The 17,200-nt window shown below is 72.7% G+C and carries 14 protein-coding genes; 4 read left to right on the top strand and 10 right to left on the bottom strand.

What is annotated here, in order from left to right:
* Positions 1–9 precede the first annotated feature (9 nt).
* Both IG86_RS0123050 and IG86_RS0123055 read left to right on the top strand, forming a co-directional pair.
* Positions 10–2,166, top strand: a complete 2,157-nt coding sequence (locus IG86_RS0123050) for a bifunctional polysaccharide deacetylase/glycosyltransferase family 2 protein (protein WP_030821735.1) — start codon at positions 10–12, stop codon at positions 2,164–2,166.
* Positions 2,163–3,434: an acyltransferase family protein gene (locus tag IG86_RS0123055; RefSeq protein WP_244306018.1), complete on the top strand. Its 1,272-nt coding sequence runs from the start codon at positions 2,163–2,165 to the stop codon at positions 3,432–3,434. Before IG86_RS0123050 ends, IG86_RS0123055 begins: the two co-directional genes overlap by 4 nt.
* A gap of 34 nt (positions 3,435–3,468) precedes the next feature.
* Here IG86_RS0123055 and IG86_RS38975 read toward each other — a convergent pair whose 3' ends face one another.
* Positions 3,469–4,128 (bottom strand): peptidoglycan recognition protein family protein, encoded by a 660-nt coding sequence (locus IG86_RS38975; protein ID WP_234316079.1) that lies wholly within the window; start codon positions 4,126–4,128, stop codon positions 3,469–3,471.
* 189 nt (positions 4,129–4,317) lie between these two features.
* Positions 4,318–4,884, bottom strand: coding sequence for a DM13 domain-containing protein (locus IG86_RS0123065; RefSeq protein WP_244306021.1), 567 nt, complete (start codon positions 4,882–4,884; stop codon positions 4,318–4,320).
* 153 nt (positions 4,885–5,037) lie between these two features.
* On the opposite strand from IG86_RS0123065, the gene IG86_RS0123070 reads away from it, so the two are divergent.
* Complete coding sequence (locus IG86_RS0123070) at positions 5,038–6,000, top strand: SDR family oxidoreductase (protein ID WP_030899216.1); 963 nt, start codon at positions 5,038–5,040, stop codon at positions 5,998–6,000.
* A gap of 32 nt (positions 6,001–6,032) precedes the next feature.
* On the opposite strand, the gene IG86_RS0123075 is transcribed toward IG86_RS0123070, so the two are convergent.
* The 4 genes from IG86_RS0123075 to IG86_RS0123090 all read right to left on the bottom strand — a co-directional run bounded on the left by IG86_RS0123075 (position 6,033) and on the right by IG86_RS0123090 (position 9,022).
* Entirely contained in the window at positions 6,033–7,061 is a 1,029-nt protein-coding gene (locus tag IG86_RS0123075) for a helix-turn-helix transcriptional regulator (protein ID WP_030899217.1), read from the bottom strand.
* A 48-nt stretch (positions 7,062–7,109) separates the two neighbouring features.
* The gene (locus IG86_RS0123080) at positions 7,110–7,415 is read right to left on the bottom strand and encodes a hypothetical protein (RefSeq protein ID WP_051785340.1); all 306 of its coding nucleotides are present in this window, start codon (positions 7,413–7,415) and stop codon (positions 7,110–7,112) included.
* Positions 7,416–7,428: 13 nt separating this feature from the next.
* Positions 7,429–7,914, bottom strand: coding sequence for a helix-turn-helix transcriptional regulator (locus tag IG86_RS38980; protein WP_385871397.1), 486 nt, complete (start codon positions 7,912–7,914; stop codon positions 7,429–7,431).
* 166 nt (positions 7,915–8,080) lie between these two features.
* Complete coding sequence (locus IG86_RS0123090) at positions 8,081–9,022, bottom strand: 5'-nucleotidase (RefSeq protein ID WP_030899220.1); 942 nt, start codon at positions 9,020–9,022, stop codon at positions 8,081–8,083.
* Positions 9,023–9,258: 236 nt separating this feature from the next.
* Here IG86_RS0123090 and IG86_RS0123095 point away from each other — a divergent pair, with 236 nt between their 5' ends.
* Positions 9,259–9,543 (top strand): hypothetical protein, encoded by a 285-nt coding sequence (locus IG86_RS0123095; RefSeq protein WP_030821752.1) that lies wholly within the window; start codon positions 9,259–9,261, stop codon positions 9,541–9,543.
* On the opposite strand, the gene IG86_RS43050 is transcribed toward IG86_RS0123095, so the two are convergent.
* From IG86_RS43050 to IG86_RS0123115, 4 genes are read right to left on the bottom strand one after another with little or no spacing between them, the layout of a single operon-like run.
* Positions 9,540–12,863 (bottom strand): SAV_2336 N-terminal domain-related protein, encoded by a 3,324-nt coding sequence (locus tag IG86_RS43050; protein ID WP_030899222.1) that lies wholly within the window; start codon positions 12,861–12,863, stop codon positions 9,540–9,542. The two genes, IG86_RS0123095 and IG86_RS43050, sit on opposite strands and share 4 nt — an antisense overlap.
* Entirely contained in the window at positions 12,856–13,821 is a 966-nt protein-coding gene (locus IG86_RS0123105; RefSeq protein WP_030899223.1) for a MoxR family ATPase, read from the bottom strand. Before IG86_RS0123105 ends, IG86_RS43050 begins: the two co-directional genes overlap by 8 nt.
* The gene (locus IG86_RS0123110) at positions 13,818–15,920 is read right to left on the bottom strand and encodes a vWA-MoxR associated conflict system protein (protein WP_157854866.1); all 2,103 of its coding nucleotides are present in this window, start codon (positions 15,918–15,920) and stop codon (positions 13,818–13,820) included. Before IG86_RS0123110 ends, IG86_RS0123105 begins: the two co-directional genes overlap by 4 nt.
* A gap of 47 nt (positions 15,921–15,967) precedes the next feature.
* The gene (locus tag IG86_RS0123115; RefSeq protein ID WP_030899225.1) at positions 15,968–16,978 is read right to left on the bottom strand and encodes an alpha/beta fold hydrolase; all 1,011 of its coding nucleotides are present in this window, start codon (positions 16,976–16,978) and stop codon (positions 15,968–15,970) included.
* Positions 16,979–17,200 lie beyond the last annotated feature (222 nt).

Raw genomic sequence — 17,200 nt, forward strand, 5'->3', positions numbered from 1 at the left:
GGAGCGTCATTGTCCCGCCACCAGCGCCGCCGGCAGTCCCCGCTGAGGCCGCGCCGGCTGGCCGCGCCACCGCTGCGCTTCTTCATGCCGCTGTCCCTGCTGGCCTGCCTGCTCGCCCTCCTCGTCCTGCGCGGCCTCGCCACCAACGAGGCGTTCCACGACTCCCGGATCGCGATCTCGGTCGACAAGACGACCGTGCCGGCCAACCTGCTCAAGGGCGGTCCGATCATCGACGCGCGTGGTGCCAGGAACGAGCACCCCGTCAGCTACCACGTCCCCGACCGCACCGCGGTCCTGAGCTTCGACGACGGCCCCTCCCCGGAGTGGACTCCGAAGATCCTCGAGGTGCTGGCGGCCCGCAACATCCGGGCGGACTTCTTCGTGACCGGCGCGATGACCACGCGCAACCCGGAGCTGATCCGGCAGATCGTCGCGGGCGGTCACGAACTCGGCGTGCACACCTTCACCCACCCCGACCTGGTGTACCAGTCCCACGCCCGCACCAGCTGGGAGCTGGCGCAGACGCAGCTGGCGCTGGCCGGCGTAGCGGGCGTCCACAGCGCGTTGTTCCGGCCGCCGTACTCCTCCGACGCCACCGCGATGGACGACTGGAACTATCCGGTGATCAAGTACGTGGGCGCACGCGGCTACCTCACCGCGTTCATCGACCGCGACACCGACGACTGGAAGCGCCCCGGCGTGAACGAGATCGTCAAGGCGGCGATGCCGGCCAAGCCCGGTGCGGGCGCGCTCATCCTGCTGCACGACGCGGGTGGCGACCGTACCCAGACCGTCGCCGCGCTCGTCCAGATCATCGACCGGCTGCAGGCCCAGGGCTACCGCTTCACCACCATCTCCGACGCGCTCGGCGCCTCCAGCGCGACCGTGCCGGTGAACGGGTTCCAGCTGTGGGCGGGCAGGGGGTTCATCTGGGCCACCCAGTTCGCCGTGCTCACCCTGCCGGTGCTGGTCGGGCTGCTGGCCCTCGTCGGCTTCCTCAACTTCGGACGGTTCGCGCTGATGCTCGTCCTCGCGCCGATCCACGCCCGCCGCTCCAAACGCCGGGACGCCTGGGGGCCGCCCGTCACCCGGCCGGTCACGGTGCTCGTCCCGGCCTACAACGAACGCGAGTGCATAGCCAACACCCTCCACTCCCTGGCCGCCAGTGACCATCCGATCGAGGTGATCGTCATCGACGACGGCTCCACGGACGGCACCGCGGACATCGTCGAGGAGATGGACCTGCCGTTCGTCCGGCTGATCCGCCAGGTCAACGGCGGCAAGTCCAGCGCGCTCAACACCGGCATCGCGGCCGCCTCGTACGACATCGTCGTGATGATGGACGGCGACACCGTCTTCGAGCCGTCCACCGTTCGCGAGCTGGTCCAGCCCTTCGGCGATCCGGCGATCGGCGCGGTCGCGGGCAACGCCAAGGTCGGCAACCGCGAGAGCCTGATCGGTGCCTGGCAGCACATCGAGTACGTCCTCGGCCACAACCTGGACCGCCGGATGTACGACATGCTGGGCGTCATCCCCACCATCCCCGGCGCCGTCGGCGCCTTCCGCAAGGAGGCCCTGCGGCGGGTCGGCGGGATGAGCGACGACACCCTCGCCGAGGACACCGACATCACCATCGCGGTGCTCTGCGACGGCTGGCGGATCGTCTACGCCGAGCACGCCCGCGCCTGGACCGAGGCACCCGCCAGCCTCCAGCAGCTCTGGTCCCAGCGGTACCGCTGGAGCTACGGCAGCATGCAGGCGATGTGGAAGCACCGCGGCGCCGTGACCTCCCGCGGCCCGGCCGGGCGCTTCGGCCGGCTCGGGCTGCCGCTCGTCGTGCTGTTCGGCGTGGTCGCCCCGCTGCTGGCGCCGCTGGTCGACCTGTTCCTGCTGTACGGCGTGCTGTTCGGCGACGCCCCGATCACCCTCACCAGCTGGGGCGGCTTCATCCTGCTCCAGGCCGCACTGTCCTGGTACGCCTTCCGGCTCGACCGGGAGAAGCCCTGGCACCTGATCAGCCTGCCGATCCAGCAACTGGTCTACCGGCAGCTGATGTACATCGTCCTTCTGCAGTCCGCGATCACGGCGATGACCGGTGGCCGACTGCGCTGGCAGAAGCTCCGGCGCACCGGCGAGGTCGGCGTACCGGTGGAGGCCCGACCGTGACCGCATCCTTCGACCTCGGTCGCACCCGGGACACCATGCAGTTGAGAGTCCCGGCCGCCCTGCGAGCCGGGGCGGCGCCGGACCCAGAGCCGGCTCCCGCGCCGGAGCCGCAGGCGCCGGCCGAGCGCAAGGGCCGGGACCGCTATCTCGACCTGCTGCGCGCGCTGGCGCTGGGCCGCGTGGTGCTCTACCACAACTTCGGCTGGTTCTGGCTGCCACTCGTCTTCCCGTCGATGGGCGTGATGTTCGCCCTGGCCGGCTCGCTGATGGCCCGCTCGCTCAGCCGTCCCGCCCCCGGCGTGATCCGCGGCCGACTGCGGCGGCTGCTGCCGCCGATGTGGCTGTTCGGCGCCATCCTGATCGCCCTCCAGATCCTCGACGGCTGGGGCCCCCAGTCCGAGGGCCACCCCACCTGGTGGTGGTCCAAGCTGGCTTTCTGGATCCTGCCGCTGAGCACCCCGCCGTACGGGGAGGAGCTGACCGGCTTCGGGCACGTGGAGCCGAGCTGGGCCACCCAGATCACCGTCCCGCTCTGGTACCTCCGGGCCTACCTCTGGTACGTCCTGCTCTCGCCGCTGCTGCTCCGGGCACTGCGACGCTTTCCGGTGGTGACGCTGTCGGCTCCACTGGCGATGGTCGTCGTCATGAACGCGTTCTTCGCGGACCAGGAGTTCGTCTACAGCCGGGTCTGGGAGACCGCCAACGACTTCGCCACCTTCGGCGCCTGCTGGATCCTCGGCATGGCCCACCAGGAAGGCCTGCTCAAGAAGATCCCGCAGTACGTGCTGCCGTCTGTCGCGCCACTGATCATGGTGGCCGGCTTCTGGTACCTGCAGACCCGTCCGGTCGATCCGACCGTGGTGACCGACATCGAGGCCTGGCCGATCGCCCAGGCACTGTGGTCCTTCGGCTTCGTCGCCATCCTGCTCCACGTCAGCCCGTCCTGGGACCGGTGGCCCAGGCCGCTGGAACGCTTCAACGGCCTGGTCGGCCTGCTCAACGCACGCGCCGTCAGCGTCTACCTCTGGCACCAGGTCGCCCTGGTGGCCGCCGTCCCGCTGATCGACCCCCTCTGGAGCGTCCCCTTCGTCTACGCGCACTTCCAGTGGCTGCTGGCCAGCCAGTGGTTCACGCTGCTCGTGGCGATCCCGCTGCTCGGGCTGCTGGTACTGACCTTCGGCTGGATCGAGGACGTGGCCGCCAAACGCCCGCCACGCCTCTTCCCCTACCCCCGCCGCCGCCGGGGCCGCCGCCGAGCCGCCGACTGACCCCGGGCCGCGCCGGCCGATCCGGTGAGGCCTCCTACCGGGGGTACTTGGTGCGGACCGTGCTGAGGATCTCTCCCGCCTGGGCGGAGCGGAGGGGGCCCGGGCAGGAGTGGCCGCCCCAGTCGCGGCCGCCCATGCGGTGGATGCCCAACCCCCGGCCCAGGGGAGTGGAGGCGGGTTCGAGGGGCCAGCCGTGCTGGGCCATGCCCCAGGCGTAGATCCGGGCGACGGAGTCCACCTGCTGTGCGGTGAGCGGCCGGCTCGCGAACCCCGAGGTCTCCACCGAGAGCCACGACGGGTTGCCCGTGCCCTGCGCCCAGGCCCGGTCGTGCGCGGAGACGTACTGTTCGATCTCGCCGGACTGCGAGACCCAGAAGTGGGCGGATGACTGCACCGCGGGGTCGCTGAAGTGGCCGTGGAGCGAGTTCTCGCCCTCCTGCACGTGCAGGACCAGACCCCGCATCTCCCTGAGCCCGCCGGGAGTGAAGTTCACGGCCAGGGGCTTGCGGGTGGCGTCCGGCATCCATGCCTGCCTCCCGGGCTCGGGAGCCGCCGCGGCGGGTGGCTCTGCCGCGACCTCGTCCGGCATCGCGGTCCGGACGGGCCCGGGGTCCCCGCCGCGGTCGACGGCGACGCCGAAAGCGGTGGCGATGAGTCCGCTGCTGGTGCAGAGCATCACGGTGCGGCGGGACATGTGCCGTGGCTTGGGTTTGCGGTGGGTCACGCGAGCGGCGCCCTGGCTACGGCTCGTCGGGAACGGAGCATCGGGGGTCCCTTGCTGGACTGACGTTCTCCAGCGGAATGCTTCCCGACCATTAGTGTCGGAATGGGACCGGATGATGACCGTTTCGTGACGGCCGAACGGGCGCGGGCCCGCCCGGGGTCACGCAGGGGTCAGGGCTGCCGCGCCGAAGGACACGTCGAAGCGGTCGCACCAGATGGTGACACTGCTGTAGTCGGCCAGGTTCACGTCGGCCGGGACCTCGTAGTTCTGGTCGCCCTTGTTGCCCTTGAGCTTGCCCAGGCTCACGTATTTGCCGTCGTCGAAGACCCGCCAGCCGGCCACGCCCTCCTTCACCGGGGCGTCGGTCAGCCAGACGCGCAGGTCCGGCCCGTTGCTGGTGTCGAGGCCTTCCAGGCGGAGGGTGTGGGACCCGTCGGCCAGGCGGATCAGTTTCGCCGTGCCCGTGGTGGCGTGCTCATGGCTGATCAGGGTGCCCTGGGCGAGGGTCCGCGGGCCGGAGGCGTCCGGGGAGCCCGAGCCGCCCGAGGAGCCCGCGGGGCGCTGCGGTGCCGCCGCGGTCGGCAGTGCCTCGCTGACGGTTTCGTCCCGCCACAGCTTCCACGGCTGGAACCAGTACGTGCCGATGCCCAGTACCACCACCGCCGCGACCAGTGCTCCGGCCCACACCCGACCGCGCCGCTTCACGTCCACCACTGCCTGCCCCACTTCGTCACCGGTCCGCTCACCGGCCCGTTCACCGCCATTCAACGTGGCGGGCGCCCCTGGTGCCATGCCCGGACCGATGACGAAGTTCTTACGTCGGCGAACGTCGGAGAAAGGGTGACAGGAACTGTCGGTCTTGGCCTGAACGATGGACGGATGAGCAACGAGGACAAGACCATCCAGAACGCAGGCCCCGACCAGCCCCTCGCCGGCCGGATCGCGCTCGTGGCCGGAGCCACCCGTGGGGCCGGCCGCGCGCAGGCCGTCGAGCTCGGCCGGGCCGGTGCGACCGTGTACGTCACCGGCCGCACCACCCGGACCCGCGCCAGCGAGGTCGGCCGGACGAGCGAAACCATCGAGGAGACCGCCGAGTTCGTCACCGCGGCCGGCGGCACCGGCATCGCGGTGCCCACCGACCACCTCGACGAGGACCAGGTACGCGCCCTCGCCCGGCGGATCGACCGGGAACAGGGGCGACTCGACGTACTCGTCAACGACCTGTGGGGCGGCGAACACCTCCTCGTCGGCTCCGTCTTCGGCAAGAAGAGCTGGGAGACCCCCCTCGCCGACGGGCTGCGCATCCTGGAACTCGGCGTCCGCTCGCACGTGATCACCGCGGCCCTGCTGCTGCCCCTGCTGATCCGCTCGGACGCGCCGCTGCACGTCGAAGTCACCGACGGCACCGCGCGCTCCAACCGCCGCTACCGCGAGAACATGTACTACGACCTGGCGAAGGCGGCCCCGATCCGGCTCGCGTTCGGGCTCGGCCGGGAGCTCGCGGAATACGGTGGCACGGCGGTCGCGGTCTCGCCGGGCTTCCTGCGCTCGGAGCAGATGCTCGCCCACTTCGGGGTGCGTGAGGAGAACTGGCGCGACGCGATCGCCCGGGAGCCGGCCTTCGCCGTCGCCGAGTCGCCGCAGTACCTGGCCCGCGCGGTCGCCGCGCTGGCCGCCGATCCCGGCCGGGGCGCCCGCTGGAACGGGAAGTCCACCTCCAGCGGGGAACTCGCGAAGGCCTACGGCGTGCGCGACGTGGACGGCAGCCGCCCGGACGCCTGGGCGTACTTCGAGGACGTCCTGCACGGAGGGAAGGAGGCCTCGCCCGAGGACTACCGCTGACCACCGCTCACCCGTGAGCGCGTGACGGCCCCTCAGCACCCTTCGGCCCCGGGCCCGTAGAGCGCGGTCAGGGCCGCCGCGCGCTCACGGAAGCGGGCGCGCAGGGAGGCCGGGGCCAGCACCTCGGCGTCCGCGCCGAGCCGGGCCAGCTGGTCGTACGCGACGTCCTCGGACTCCGCGGGCAGGTCGAGGGTGACCAGCCCGGCGGCGTCCGGGGCGCTCGCCGAGGCCAGCGCGTCCTCGACGGCGGCTCCGTCCACGACGGCCGCCAGCCGGCCCAGCCCCCATGCGGTCAGCCGCACCGTGACGGTGGTGCGCAGCAGCGAGCGGGCGAATGCGTACGAGCGTTCCTGCCAGTGCGCGGCCAGGTCGAAGTCCGCATCGCGTACGAACGTCTCCTGGCCGCCGGGGGCGGGCGCCAGGGCGGTGACACGGTCGACGCGGTACGTGCGCCAGCCGCCGTCGGGCCCGTCCCCGCCACGGAGCCGGGCCACGACGTACCAGGTTCCGGCCTTCAGGACGAGCCCGTACGGTTCCACCACCCGGGACACCGCGGAAGGCGGCGAGCCGTCCCGGCCCGGCCGGGCGTAGGACAGCTCGACGGCCCGGTCCGACCACACCGCGCGGGCCAGGTCCGGCAGCAGTTCGGGTGCGGCGGGCTCGCGGAACCAGGCCGGGGCGTCGAGGTGGAAGCGGCGCACCGAGGCCTCGGCGGCCTCGCGTACGGACGGCAGCAGAGTGGCCGTCAGCTTCAGCCGGGCGTTGTCCGCCGCGTCCGACAGCCCCAGGTCCCGCAGGGCCGACGGCAGTCCGGACAGGAACAGGGTTTCCGCTTCGGACGGACGCAGCGTGGTCAGCCGGGTCCGGTAGCCGGGGGCCAGGTGGTATCCGCCGGTCCGGCCGCGCTCCGACCGGACCGGGACGCCGGCCTCCTGCAGGGCCTGGGCGTCGCGGATCACCGTCCGCTCGGAGACGTCGAGCTCGCGGGCGAGCGCGGCGGCGGTCAGGCCGGGGCTCGACTGGATGAGGAGGGCCATACGGATCAGACGGGCGGCGCGCATGCCTCAAGGATCACGGACCCCGGCGCACGAAGGACCGTCTCCTGCCCGCTACGGACCGGGCGGGAGCGTCCGGTGGACCATCCGCAGGGCGAACGAGGACGGCGGCCGCCAGACGCTCCGGTCGTCGTACGACCAGGCGTAGACCGGCGCGCCGTCGCGGACGCAGCCCAGCAGGCCGGGCTCCGAGAGCTCGCGAGCCGACCACTCGTAGAGCTGTTGCAGCCGGGGGACGATGACCCCGAAGTCCAGGAGGCGGCCGAACCCGATCTCCCGGTCCAGGTGCGACCGGACCGTGCCGCGCAGCGGGTACTCGTCGGGCAGCACGCGCGACAGCTGCAGGAAGATCCCCGTCATGCCCAGTCGCGGATCACCGAGGAACGGGGCGAGCGGACGCAGCGGGCGCGTCGAGAACCTGTGCGACCCGGTAGGTCGCCGCCGTCCCCCTCTCCCTGGCGGCCACGACGTACCAGACACCGGACTTGAGGACCAGACCGTACGGGCGCAGCCGGCGCGACACCTCCTGTGGCGCCCGCCAGCGGCGGTAGCGCGCCTCCACGACCCGCTGCGTGAGCGTCGCGTCGACGAACACCGGAAGGTGCGGCGTCCGGTCGGGGTCCCGGTACCAGCCCGGGGCGTCCACGTGGAACACCGCCGCGGTCCGCGCCACCTCGTCCCGCAGCCCTGCCGGCAGCGCGGCCAGCAGCTTCAGCCGCGCCGCCGTCACCTCCGCCGCCAGCCCCAGGTCGGCGGCCGCGCCCGGCAGCCCGGCGAAGAGCAGCGCCCGTGCCTCGCCCTCGCTCATCCCGGTCAGACGGGTGCGATAGCCGTCGAGCAGTCGGTAGCCGCCCCCCACGGCCGGACTCCGCACAGACCGGCACGCCGGCGTCGAGCGGGCGCAGACGGCGGCCCCCAAGTCCCTGCGCCCGGCGCCCACGGGCCGCTCGCTCATCTCCTGACGGCCGCGCAACGGTCGGTCGGCGGTCCCGGGCCCGGCCCCGCCGTACCCCTGGCTCAGCGGCTCATCGGGGCTCAGCAGGCGTGTTGACGACTCCGAACGGTACGTGGACGCTGGGGGTGGCGGGGGCGGTGCCGTTCAGGTGGGACACCTGGTCGTCGAAGAAGATGTGCGGATCGAGGACGCTCATCACGGCTGCCTTGTCGATGCCGCCGAGGAAGAACGCGTCGTTCACCCGCAGCCCCCACCGCTTGAGGCTCCGCACGGCACGTTCGTGCGCGGGCGCGTCCCGGGCGGTCACCAGGGACACCCGCAGCCGCAGCCGGTAGCCGGGGTCCTCGCGACGCCTCTCCTCCTCGCGGCGCTGGATGCGGTTGATGCCCGCGAGGAACTCGCTCAAGGGGCCCGGGTCGTGCGGGGTGGTCGCGTTGAGGACCTCGTGCGCGCGGAAGCCGTCGATGCCGACGTCCTGGAAGATCCGCTCGGAGGAGTCGCTCGCCAGTACGCCGTCGAAGTCGAAGGCGATGCGGAGTTCCTGGTCACCCTCGTCGTCGACCCGGGCCGTCTGCAGCACGTGCCCGGCGGGCAGCCCCTCCGCCACCGCCTGACGGACGTCGGACCCGTCGGCCGACAGGAACAACGACATGTTCAGGGCGCGCATGAACCGGTGGGCCGACCGGCCCTGCCGGAAGACGGCCCGGCTGATGGGCAGACCGTGCGCGGCGATCGAGCGCATGACACGCAGACCGCTGTCCGGGTCGTTGCGCGAGAGGATGATGACCTCGACCAGCGGATCGGACGGGTCCGCGAGGTCGTTCAGCGACAGCAGCCGCCGGACGAAGGGGAAGGCCACGCCCTTGGCCAGGACGTCGTCCGCATGGGCCTCCTGGTGGGCGCGGTACGCGTCCTCGCCCTGTTCCCGGAACACCGCGTCGCAGTCGGCCAGGTCGAACAGGGCGCTGGAGGCGATCCCGATCACCAGGCGGTCGGACAGGTCGTACTTCATGACGCCCCCCTGCTGGCACACACGACACCGGGGTGATCATCACCCGTTCGTACATGCCGAAAATACATGCCCGTCCCCGTCCCCGTGCCCCGACCGACCTGCCGCCGGCTCGTGAGCGGGCGCCGGCGGTCGTACGGTGGTCAAGGCGACCGGAAACGGCATGCACGGCCAGGACGCCACGTCGGGCTCTTCGCCGTCCGGTCGGGCGACCGCACTCCGAGAGCAGGTGCATCCCCTTGCGCACGACACCCCGTACGACGACCCGCATCGCCGGTGTCCTCACCGGACTGGCCCTCGCCCTCGGCGGCGCGGCCCTGACCGCCCCCGCCGCCCACGCCGACGTGACGGCATGCATCGACCAGGTCGAACGCGAGATCCAGGGCGGCGAGGCCCCGGACTCCGTCCGCATGGCCTGCTACGTCGGCCTCACCGGCGACAGCGAACAGTGCGTGGTCGGCCTGACCGCGGGCGGCGTCACCAACGGCACGGCGACCGTTGCCTGCCGGGTGGCCCCGAACTAGGTTTTTTCCGCCGTGGCGGGCTCGATGCGGTCGAGCACCACCCCCGGCGGTTCAGAGGCGGTCACGTCGAAGACGAGGACGACGGGGAGCTCCACGGACACGAAGGAGTAGACGTCCTCCTCCGACGTGGAACGCACCGTCAGGCCGGTGGCCGCCTCCAGACGCGCGCTCGGCCACAGACCCGCCAGTTCCAGGGTCGCGGGTACGCTCACCCGGCTTCCCGGAGTGCCGTGCGGCGGCAGCCGCAGGTTCGCGAGGTCGGGCCGTGCCGACAGGACGTGGTGCTCCGAAAGCTCCTTCGGGGCGATGCGTCCCAGCGACACCGCGGACAGGAACTCTTCCTGCCGCCGGGACCACACCCCCGCGTCGCAGACCTGGGCGCAGAACGCGCCGACGGCTTCCGCCACCCCCGGGGCCGGTTCGCCGTGCGCGCCCGGCGGCCCGGCGGGGGAGGGGGACGCTCCCGGGAAGTGCAGGGTCACCACGCAGGTGTCCGCTTCCCGCCTGACGCCCACCCGCTCGGTGAGGGAGCCGTGCGACTCGGGATCGCTGTCCAGTACGAGGAGCAGTGCGAACGGCGTGGCCACGAAGGACTGGGACGGGTCGGGGGTGACGTAGCGCCTGGACCAGCGGGAGGGATCGGAGAGGTTGAGGACCTCGGTGGGGATCACGGTGGTGTCATGGGTCTGCGGGGCTCGCAGGAGGGCCGAGAAGCCGGGCCCCTCCGACACCGTCACCCCGTACGGGGCCAGGAAGTCCACGAGTTCGGCCCGGAAGCTGCCGCCCTCGGCGCCCTGGGGGAAGGCACGGTCCGGCCGCGGGTTCCTGATCCGGGTGTGCAGGAAACCGAGCAGGGCCTCCAGCATCTGCTCGGCCGCCGCCGTAGACGGAACACCCGCCTCGGCCAGGCGCAGCTCCTCACGCATCCGGGACAGCAGCCGGGTCACCGACGGTTCCGTGACCCGGCGGGGCGGTGCCGCCGCACCGGACGGCACCGGTGCGGCCGGGGGCGCCGCCGCCCGGTTCCGCGCCAGCGCGAGTACCGCGTCCTCGGTCGGCGCCGCCAGCGTCAGGCGCGGTGACCGCCCCCCGGGGGCCGACTGCACCGCTCGTACCAGCTGCGCGACGGTGAGGAGCGACGGCGCCCCGGGGATCCCCTCGGCGATCGTCCGCAACAGCTGCGAGGTCAGGGCGAGCGGTCCGTCGCCGCGGGCGGGCTCGCAGGCCAGCCAGGTCGTGCCCGGACGCGGACCGGAGGACGGGCCGGTCGAGCAGCCGTCCTCCACCACCACGAGCTGCGCCACGCCCAGAGCGGCCAGCACCTCGTCGGGGCGGCGCAGCGTCTCCCCGTCCGGGCCCAGCACCCACCCGCCGGGACCCCCGGCCCGGGCGTCCTGGTGGCCGACGTACCAGACCAGCAGGACGTCAGGGGCCATCGCGGCCACCTCGTGCAGGGCCTCCCGGACGTGCACCGCTCCGGTGCCGGTCAGCCGCACGCACCGTTCGGCGGGGAGGTCCCAGCCCTCCGGCGACGTGAGCAGGGAGGACAGCTCGGCCAGCACCGACGGGATCTCGTGTGCCGCAGGGTCCTCCTCGTCCGCCGGACCGCCCCCGATGAGGACGGCGGCGCTGCGCAGCGGGTCCGGCAGGAACAGCCGGACGCCCTCGCCCGCCGCGTCGTCCTGAACGCCGGCGCCGCCCGGGTCGACGCGCCCGGGCGGCGCACCGGCCCGCAGCGCGGCCACCAACTCCGCCGACGCGTAGGCGAAGGGGCGCAGGGCCCCCGGCACCGCGGCGGTGTCGAGGGCGGCGATCGCGTTGAGTCCCTGCCCGGGCAGCGGTACGCGCTCGGCGATGTGGTGGCTCAGGGCGTCCAGGACCCGCCAGGCGTCGTGCCGGCCCGCGGTCCTGGCCAGCGGCGTTCGGGCGGACTCCCGAAAGGTGATGGTCCGCGGGTCGTCGCGGGACGCGCCGATGTCGAGCATCTCGCTCATCAGCAGCTCGGCGATGTCGGAGTTGGTCGCGTCACGGACCACCTCCTGGCGGATGAGCTGGATCAGCGGCAGGCTCAGCCGGCGGAAGGCACTGCACAGTCCGCCCAGCCGCACGGCGGGCAGGGAGGCCGTCCTGATGAAGGCCTCGGCGAGCGCCGACCCCTGCTGCCAGGGGGCCAGTGCGTCCTCGTCCACCTCCGGGCCGGTCGCGAAGGGATCCTCGGGCGGCCCGAACGGCGTGACCAGGACCGCCTCGTAACCCTCGGGAGAGCAACGGAAGACGCCCTTCGCCCAGCGGTCGAGGGAATGGGGGGTCAGGGTGAGGGTCGGGATGGGGACGTTCGTCCCGCCCTCGCCCAGGACGGACCTCAGGTGCGGGGGCATCGTCACGGTCAGCGCGGTGTTGGGCGCCCCGGGGACCCGGCCGCTCACGCGCACGGCGGGCAGGTCGAGGCCGGTGCGGTGCCACAGCCGTGGCGGCAGCGGAGAGGCGACCGACACCGGGCACTGGCCGGCCCAGTCGCGCAGCAGCTGCCAGACCTCCTTGCCGTACCAGGCCGGCGCCGCGCAGTCGGAGACCACCAGGACCATCCGCCGCCCGTCCGGAGCCGCGACGTTGCGGGAATTCACCACCCTGCCGCGGGCATCGGTCACGTCGGGGTGCGGCTCCGTCGACAGGTGCCACTTCTGTACCCGCCGGAAGGCGCCGCTGTTCTCCAGGAGCAGGGCGAACTCCTGCACGGCGTCCTGCCACACCTCCATGGACAGGTGCGTGTCGATGACGAGGAGCACCTCGAACCACCGCTCCGGCAAGGGGCGCACCACGGGCAGGAGTTCGTCGTTGCGGGTGTAGGAATCGATGGTGGCGGCCAGGTCCAGCCCGGTGCGGCGGCCGTTAGGGAAGGGACGCATGAAGGGGCGCAGGGCGCGCCCCAGTTCGACGCTCTGGGGCAGGGCGCGGCTGGCCGCGACGACGACCGGGGTGTCGTGGACTGCGCCCTCGGGCTCGTCGGAGAGGCTCTCGTACAGGCCGTACGGGCCGTGGTGCGTGACCTCGTGCCGCTCGTGCGCTCCGTCCGGCGGCCGGTCCCGCTCCGACGGCGCGTCGGCGGGCTCCGCCTCCGGCCCGTCCGGTGTCGAGGCCGACGCGGGCCCGCCCGCGGGCTCGGCCGCCTGGGGGCCGGGGACCCCCGCCTCCTCCGGCAGGTCGACGCAGGACGTGGCCAGCCACAGCAGGTCCGCCAGGAGCACCGGATCGTTGCAGTCCGGTGGCAGGACACCGACGACGACGAGAGCGTCCAGTACCTTCCGGAGCGGATCAGGCACCGGTCAGGTTCCTCAGCAGGTATTTGATCAGCCGGTCGCGCTGCTCCCCGGTCGGCCCCTGGTGGTCGATGAGGAGTTTGACGGCGTTCAGCAGCTGGTCGACCGCGAGGGTCTCGCCCCGCGCGACCCTGTCGACGAACTGCTTGACGAGCCCGGACGCGTCCGGCGGCAGCTTGCTCTCCACATGGGCCTCCACCACGGCGTGCAGCAAGTCGACCGACAGCGGCGGCATGTCGTACCGGATGCAGCGGCGCAGGAACGGCGCCGGGAACTCCCGTTCACCGTTGCTCGTCATCACGATGAAGGGGAACCGCTTGCACTGGACCCGTCCGCGATGGACCACGTAGGGCTTCTGCTCCGTCGCCTCGTCCTCGTCGTCGCCGCGCCAGCGGCGCACCGGAACGCGGGCTTCGCTGTGGCGCACCAGCTCGGGGATCTCGAACACCCCCCGCTCCAGTACGTCGAGGAGGTCGCTCGGCAGGTCCAGGTCGCTCTTGTCGATTTCGTCGATCAACAGTGCGCGCGGCCGCGGGGAGTCGGGGAGGAGCGCGGTGCCGAGCGGACCCAGCTGGAGGAATTCGGAGATCTCTTCCCGCTTCCGGCCGCCTCGCGAACCGGACTGGGCGAGTCGCAGCGTGTGGATGTGGCCCAGAGCGTCGTAGCGGTACAGGGCGTCGGGCAGCGTGCTGCGCGAGGTGATGTGCCAGCGCAGCACGGAGCCCAGCCGCAGCTCGTCCGCGACCTGCTCGATGACGGTCGACTTCCCGCTGCCCGCGGCCCCGGTGATGAGGAGCGGACGGTGCAGGAAGACGGCGGCGTTGACCGCGTCGGTCAGGCCCTCGGGCGGCTGGAAGGTGTGCGGCGAGGAGCGGCGCGGGAAGGCCCGCCACGGCGGAGGGTCGGGCAACTGCGTGTCATGGGGCTCCCCCGTGCCCCGGTAGTAGGTGTCCCAGGTCATTCCGTACCTCCTGCTGACATCGGAGCCCTCCCTCGGAACGAATCACAGAAGTCGAGCCAGGGCAGGTCGTGCCACGCCGCCCGTAGCGCGGCCAGCTCCATCAGCTCGGCGCTCTCCGGGTTCGGCGCCGCGGCGTACTGCCCGTTCAGGTCCGCCGACCAGCGCAGCCGCTGCGCGCGGATGAAGTCGGCGGGGAGCCGCTCCCAGAGCCGGGCCAGCCCCGCGGGCGGCTCGACGACCGTCCCGCTCTCCCCGTCGGGCCACAGCAGGACCGGCGCGTAGGGCAGCAGGGTCTGGAGGAGATCGGAGAAGACTCCGGATCGGTGTCCGATGCCGACGGCCGGCGGGCACAGGCCCGCCTTGCAGTGCTCGTGCACCGCCGCCACGTCACCGGAACTGGCCGCGTTCAGCCAGCCGACCGGTGACTCGCCCGTGTCGAGCACGTGTTTGCGGCATGCTTCGAGGTGCAGGCGTGCCCTCTTGTTCATCGAGCGGAAGTGGCGGGGCACGAAGAGCCGGTCGGCCCACCGCAGCACGACCGAACGGTCCACCCCGAGCCGGTAGAGGCCGTCCTCAGCCTCCTCCGGGCGCCACTTCGGCAGCAGGGCCGCCCGCACCACCATGTCGATGTGCGTGAGCCGGACGTCCGGAGGCAGCAGGTCCTCGGCCCACTCCAGCACCTCGGGCAGGGCGCTCTCCACGCCTTCGCGCGAGGGGGTGCAGGCGACCGAGTGGGCGTTGGAGCACTTGTCTCCCCGGCGCAGCCAGACGGTCAGCGAGTCGGGCCAGTCGGTGAGGGCGGCGTGCAGGCTGATCACCAGGCTCGCGCTCTCCTGCTCCCGCAGGCGCCTCGCGCGCTCGACGGCGTCGGTCAGTTCGACGGTGAGCCCGTGCGCGTCGGCCCACTTCAGGACCTCGTCGCCCGCGGCGTCCAGGCCGCACGCGTGGGCGACGGCCACCAGACACCGGGCCAGTGCCCGGGCGTAGGGCCGGCGGCTGCCGCCGTGGGGGTCGTGCAGCGCGGCGTCCTCCAGGAAGTGGCGCAGCAGCTCACCGGCGGTCAGTTCGGGAGGAGCCGTCAGCGGCTTGCGGAACCCCTCGCTGCCGGCGTTGAGTTCGGTCATGGCGCGTCGCACGTCATAGCTCGTCAGCTGCTGCCCGGCCCACATGACGAGGAACAGCTCCGTCTCCCGCACCAGGAGTAGCGCGTCGGCCACCTCGTACACGCGCAGCGCGCCGATGTCGTGGCCGGTGCCGGCCCGCTCGCGCAAGGCGGCGAGGTCCTGCAGGTCCTCGACGCATGCGGCCGCCTCCGCTGCGCCCTGCGGCCATGACCGCAGGGCGTCGCCGAGCTGCGCGGCGCCGATCGGGCCGAGCCCCACGGCGATCGCCACGGGCCTGCGGCTGCTGTTCTTCGCCAGCCACAGACCCTCCTCCAGGGCGGTGGGCACTCCGTCGTACTCCAGGGAGAGCGGGTCCTGGGACGGCAGGTCCGCCGCCAGGGCCGCCCGGTAGCGTGCCACGGACACGAACTCACCCGCCTCGCGGAACCCCTCGCGCACGTGGTGGACGATCCGCCGGCTGAAGTCCAGGTCGTAGGCGGGCTCCTGGGCCGGGGTGGCGGCCAGTACCGACACCCGGGTCTGGCCGTCCCGGAAGCCGCCGACGAGGGCCTCCGCGGACGGCAGGGCGGCGCCGGACTGGCAGGTGTCGAGCAGCACGACGAGCCCGGCGATGTTCGGATGGTTGACGGCGTCCTTGATCAGGCCGTTCACGTCGAGGCACATGACGGGATCGTCCGGGCGGCTGTTCGCCGCCATGTAGTACAGCTGCGGCGAACCCGGGGGCGACTGCCCGTGTCCGAGGAAGGCCAGGACGAGGACGGCGCGCGCCTCACCGGCACGCACGACGGCCTCCCGGACGGCCGTGTCCACCGTGGTCCGGTCTGCCCCTCCGGAACGCACGAGTGCGGCGTTGGGCACCCCCGCGTCCCGGCACGCGCCGAGATCCGGGTCGACGAGCACCCGGTGCAGCTCGTCCGCGACGTCGACGAGGTCCTTCAGTGTCTTGTCGGCCAGGGCGTCACACTGGGTCGCCACGACCAGGACGTGCCTGGCCGGGGGTAAGGCCGCGACGGACGCCGCCGTCATGAAGCCGCTGACAGCCGGGCGAGCGTCTCCATCAGGGGCGCGGCGACCTCGCGGCGGCGCAGGTAGTCAGTGGCCGGGTGGGTCCACAGCCGGCGCGAGTCCAACGGCACCGGTTCGGGCCGCACGCCCGCGGCGTTGGGGGCCACCAGTTCGGTGAGCCGGCGCAGCGGGACCACCGGGTCGTCGCCGTCCCAGAAGTCCACCCACCGCTCGACCGTCCGCGGGACGGCGGGCGGGCTCGGGCGCAGCCGCTGCCAGACCAACGCGTTCATGGCGATGGGCGAACCGACGGTGAGGAACAGGGACACCGGCCCCTCGTACCCGGCCAGGGCCTCCAGAGCCACCACGGAGCCGAGGGAGTGCGCGATCACGATCGCGGGCCGACCGGGATCGAGGTGCTGCAGGACACGGGCCCGGATGCGTTCGTCCAGTGCCGCGCTGCGCCCGTCCGGGAGCGTGGCGAACTCCTTGCGCCGCAGGTAGCGCCCCGGCTGCGACAGGATCCCCAGCCACTGGGCGGCGCTGACGCGCCTCAGCCCCTTCTGGACCCCGGGAACGCGTGCCAGCTTGGTGCACACCGCGCTCGCCCTCCGGGCGGAGGCACCCACCCCCTGGTCCTGTCTGGGCCTGCCCTCCGCGTTCAGGGGCGTCGGCTGCGCCTGCACCAGGAGACGTCCGAGCTGCTCGTCGCCCGCGTACTCGGGCGAGGCCAGCAGCGCCTCGATGACTTCGGCGGCCACCGCGAGGGTGAGTTCGGCCGCCTCCTCGTCGTCGAGTCCCGCGACGCCCGCCCCCTGGGCGCCCTCGCGGGCGAAGAGGTCGGCGTAGTGCGCGAACGCGGTGTCGGCGGTCCAGTCCATGGTCAGGCCCGAGATCGCGGCCGCGTGCCCGGCCGCCCGGGCCCCTTCCGCCAGCGCGATGGTCCACTCCCGGCGTTCCGCTTCGACGTCGCGCGGGCCGCCGATCCCGTGGACGAGGACCACTTGCGGTTTGATTCCGGTTTGCATTGATGCCGCCCCCCATGCATGCCTCGCCCGAGTTCCCCAACACCACCGCGAGGTGAAACGAGACACTACCAACTGGGATCAGGACGCGCAGAGTTATGGATCAGACCGCGGACCGTTCATGCGTTCGGGCCACGGAACTGCGTGCCCGGGCGCCCGCGCGGTCCCGTGGCACGGTGGCATCGAGTGCCTTCCGCTTTGCAGCAGGGCGGTGCTCCGGGAGCG

The organism is Streptomyces virginiae (assembly GCF_000720455.1).
GTDB classification, from domain to species: domain Bacteria; phylum Actinomycetota; class Actinomycetes; order Streptomycetales; family Streptomycetaceae; genus Streptomyces; species Streptomyces virginiae.

Coding starts and splice junctions, on each gene's coding strand:
- IG86_RS38975 (WP_234316079.1), bottom strand. CDS start 4,128: ATGTCCCGCCGCACCGTGATGCTCTGCACCAGCAGCGGACTCATCGCC.
- IG86_RS0123070 (WP_030899216.1), top strand. CDS start 5,038: ATGAGCAACGAGGACAAGACCATCCAGAACGCAGGCCCCGACCAGCCC.
- IG86_RS0123075 (WP_030899217.1), bottom strand. CDS start 7,061: ATGCGCGCCGCCCGTCTGATCCGTATGGCCCTCCTCATCCAGTCGAGC.
- IG86_RS0123080 (WP_051785340.1), bottom strand. CDS start 7,415: ATGACGGGGATCTTCCTGCAGCTGTCGCGCGTGCTGCCCGACGAGTAC.
- IG86_RS0123090 (WP_030899220.1), bottom strand. CDS start 9,022: ATGAAGTACGACCTGTCCGACCGCCTGGTGATCGGGATCGCCTCCAGC.
- IG86_RS0123105 (WP_030899223.1), bottom strand. CDS start 13,821: ATGACCTGGGACACCTACTACCGGGGCACGGGGGAGCCCCATGACACG.
- IG86_RS0123115 (WP_030899225.1), bottom strand. CDS start 16,978: ATGCAAACCGGAATCAAACCGCAAGTGGTCCTCGTCCACGGGATCGGC.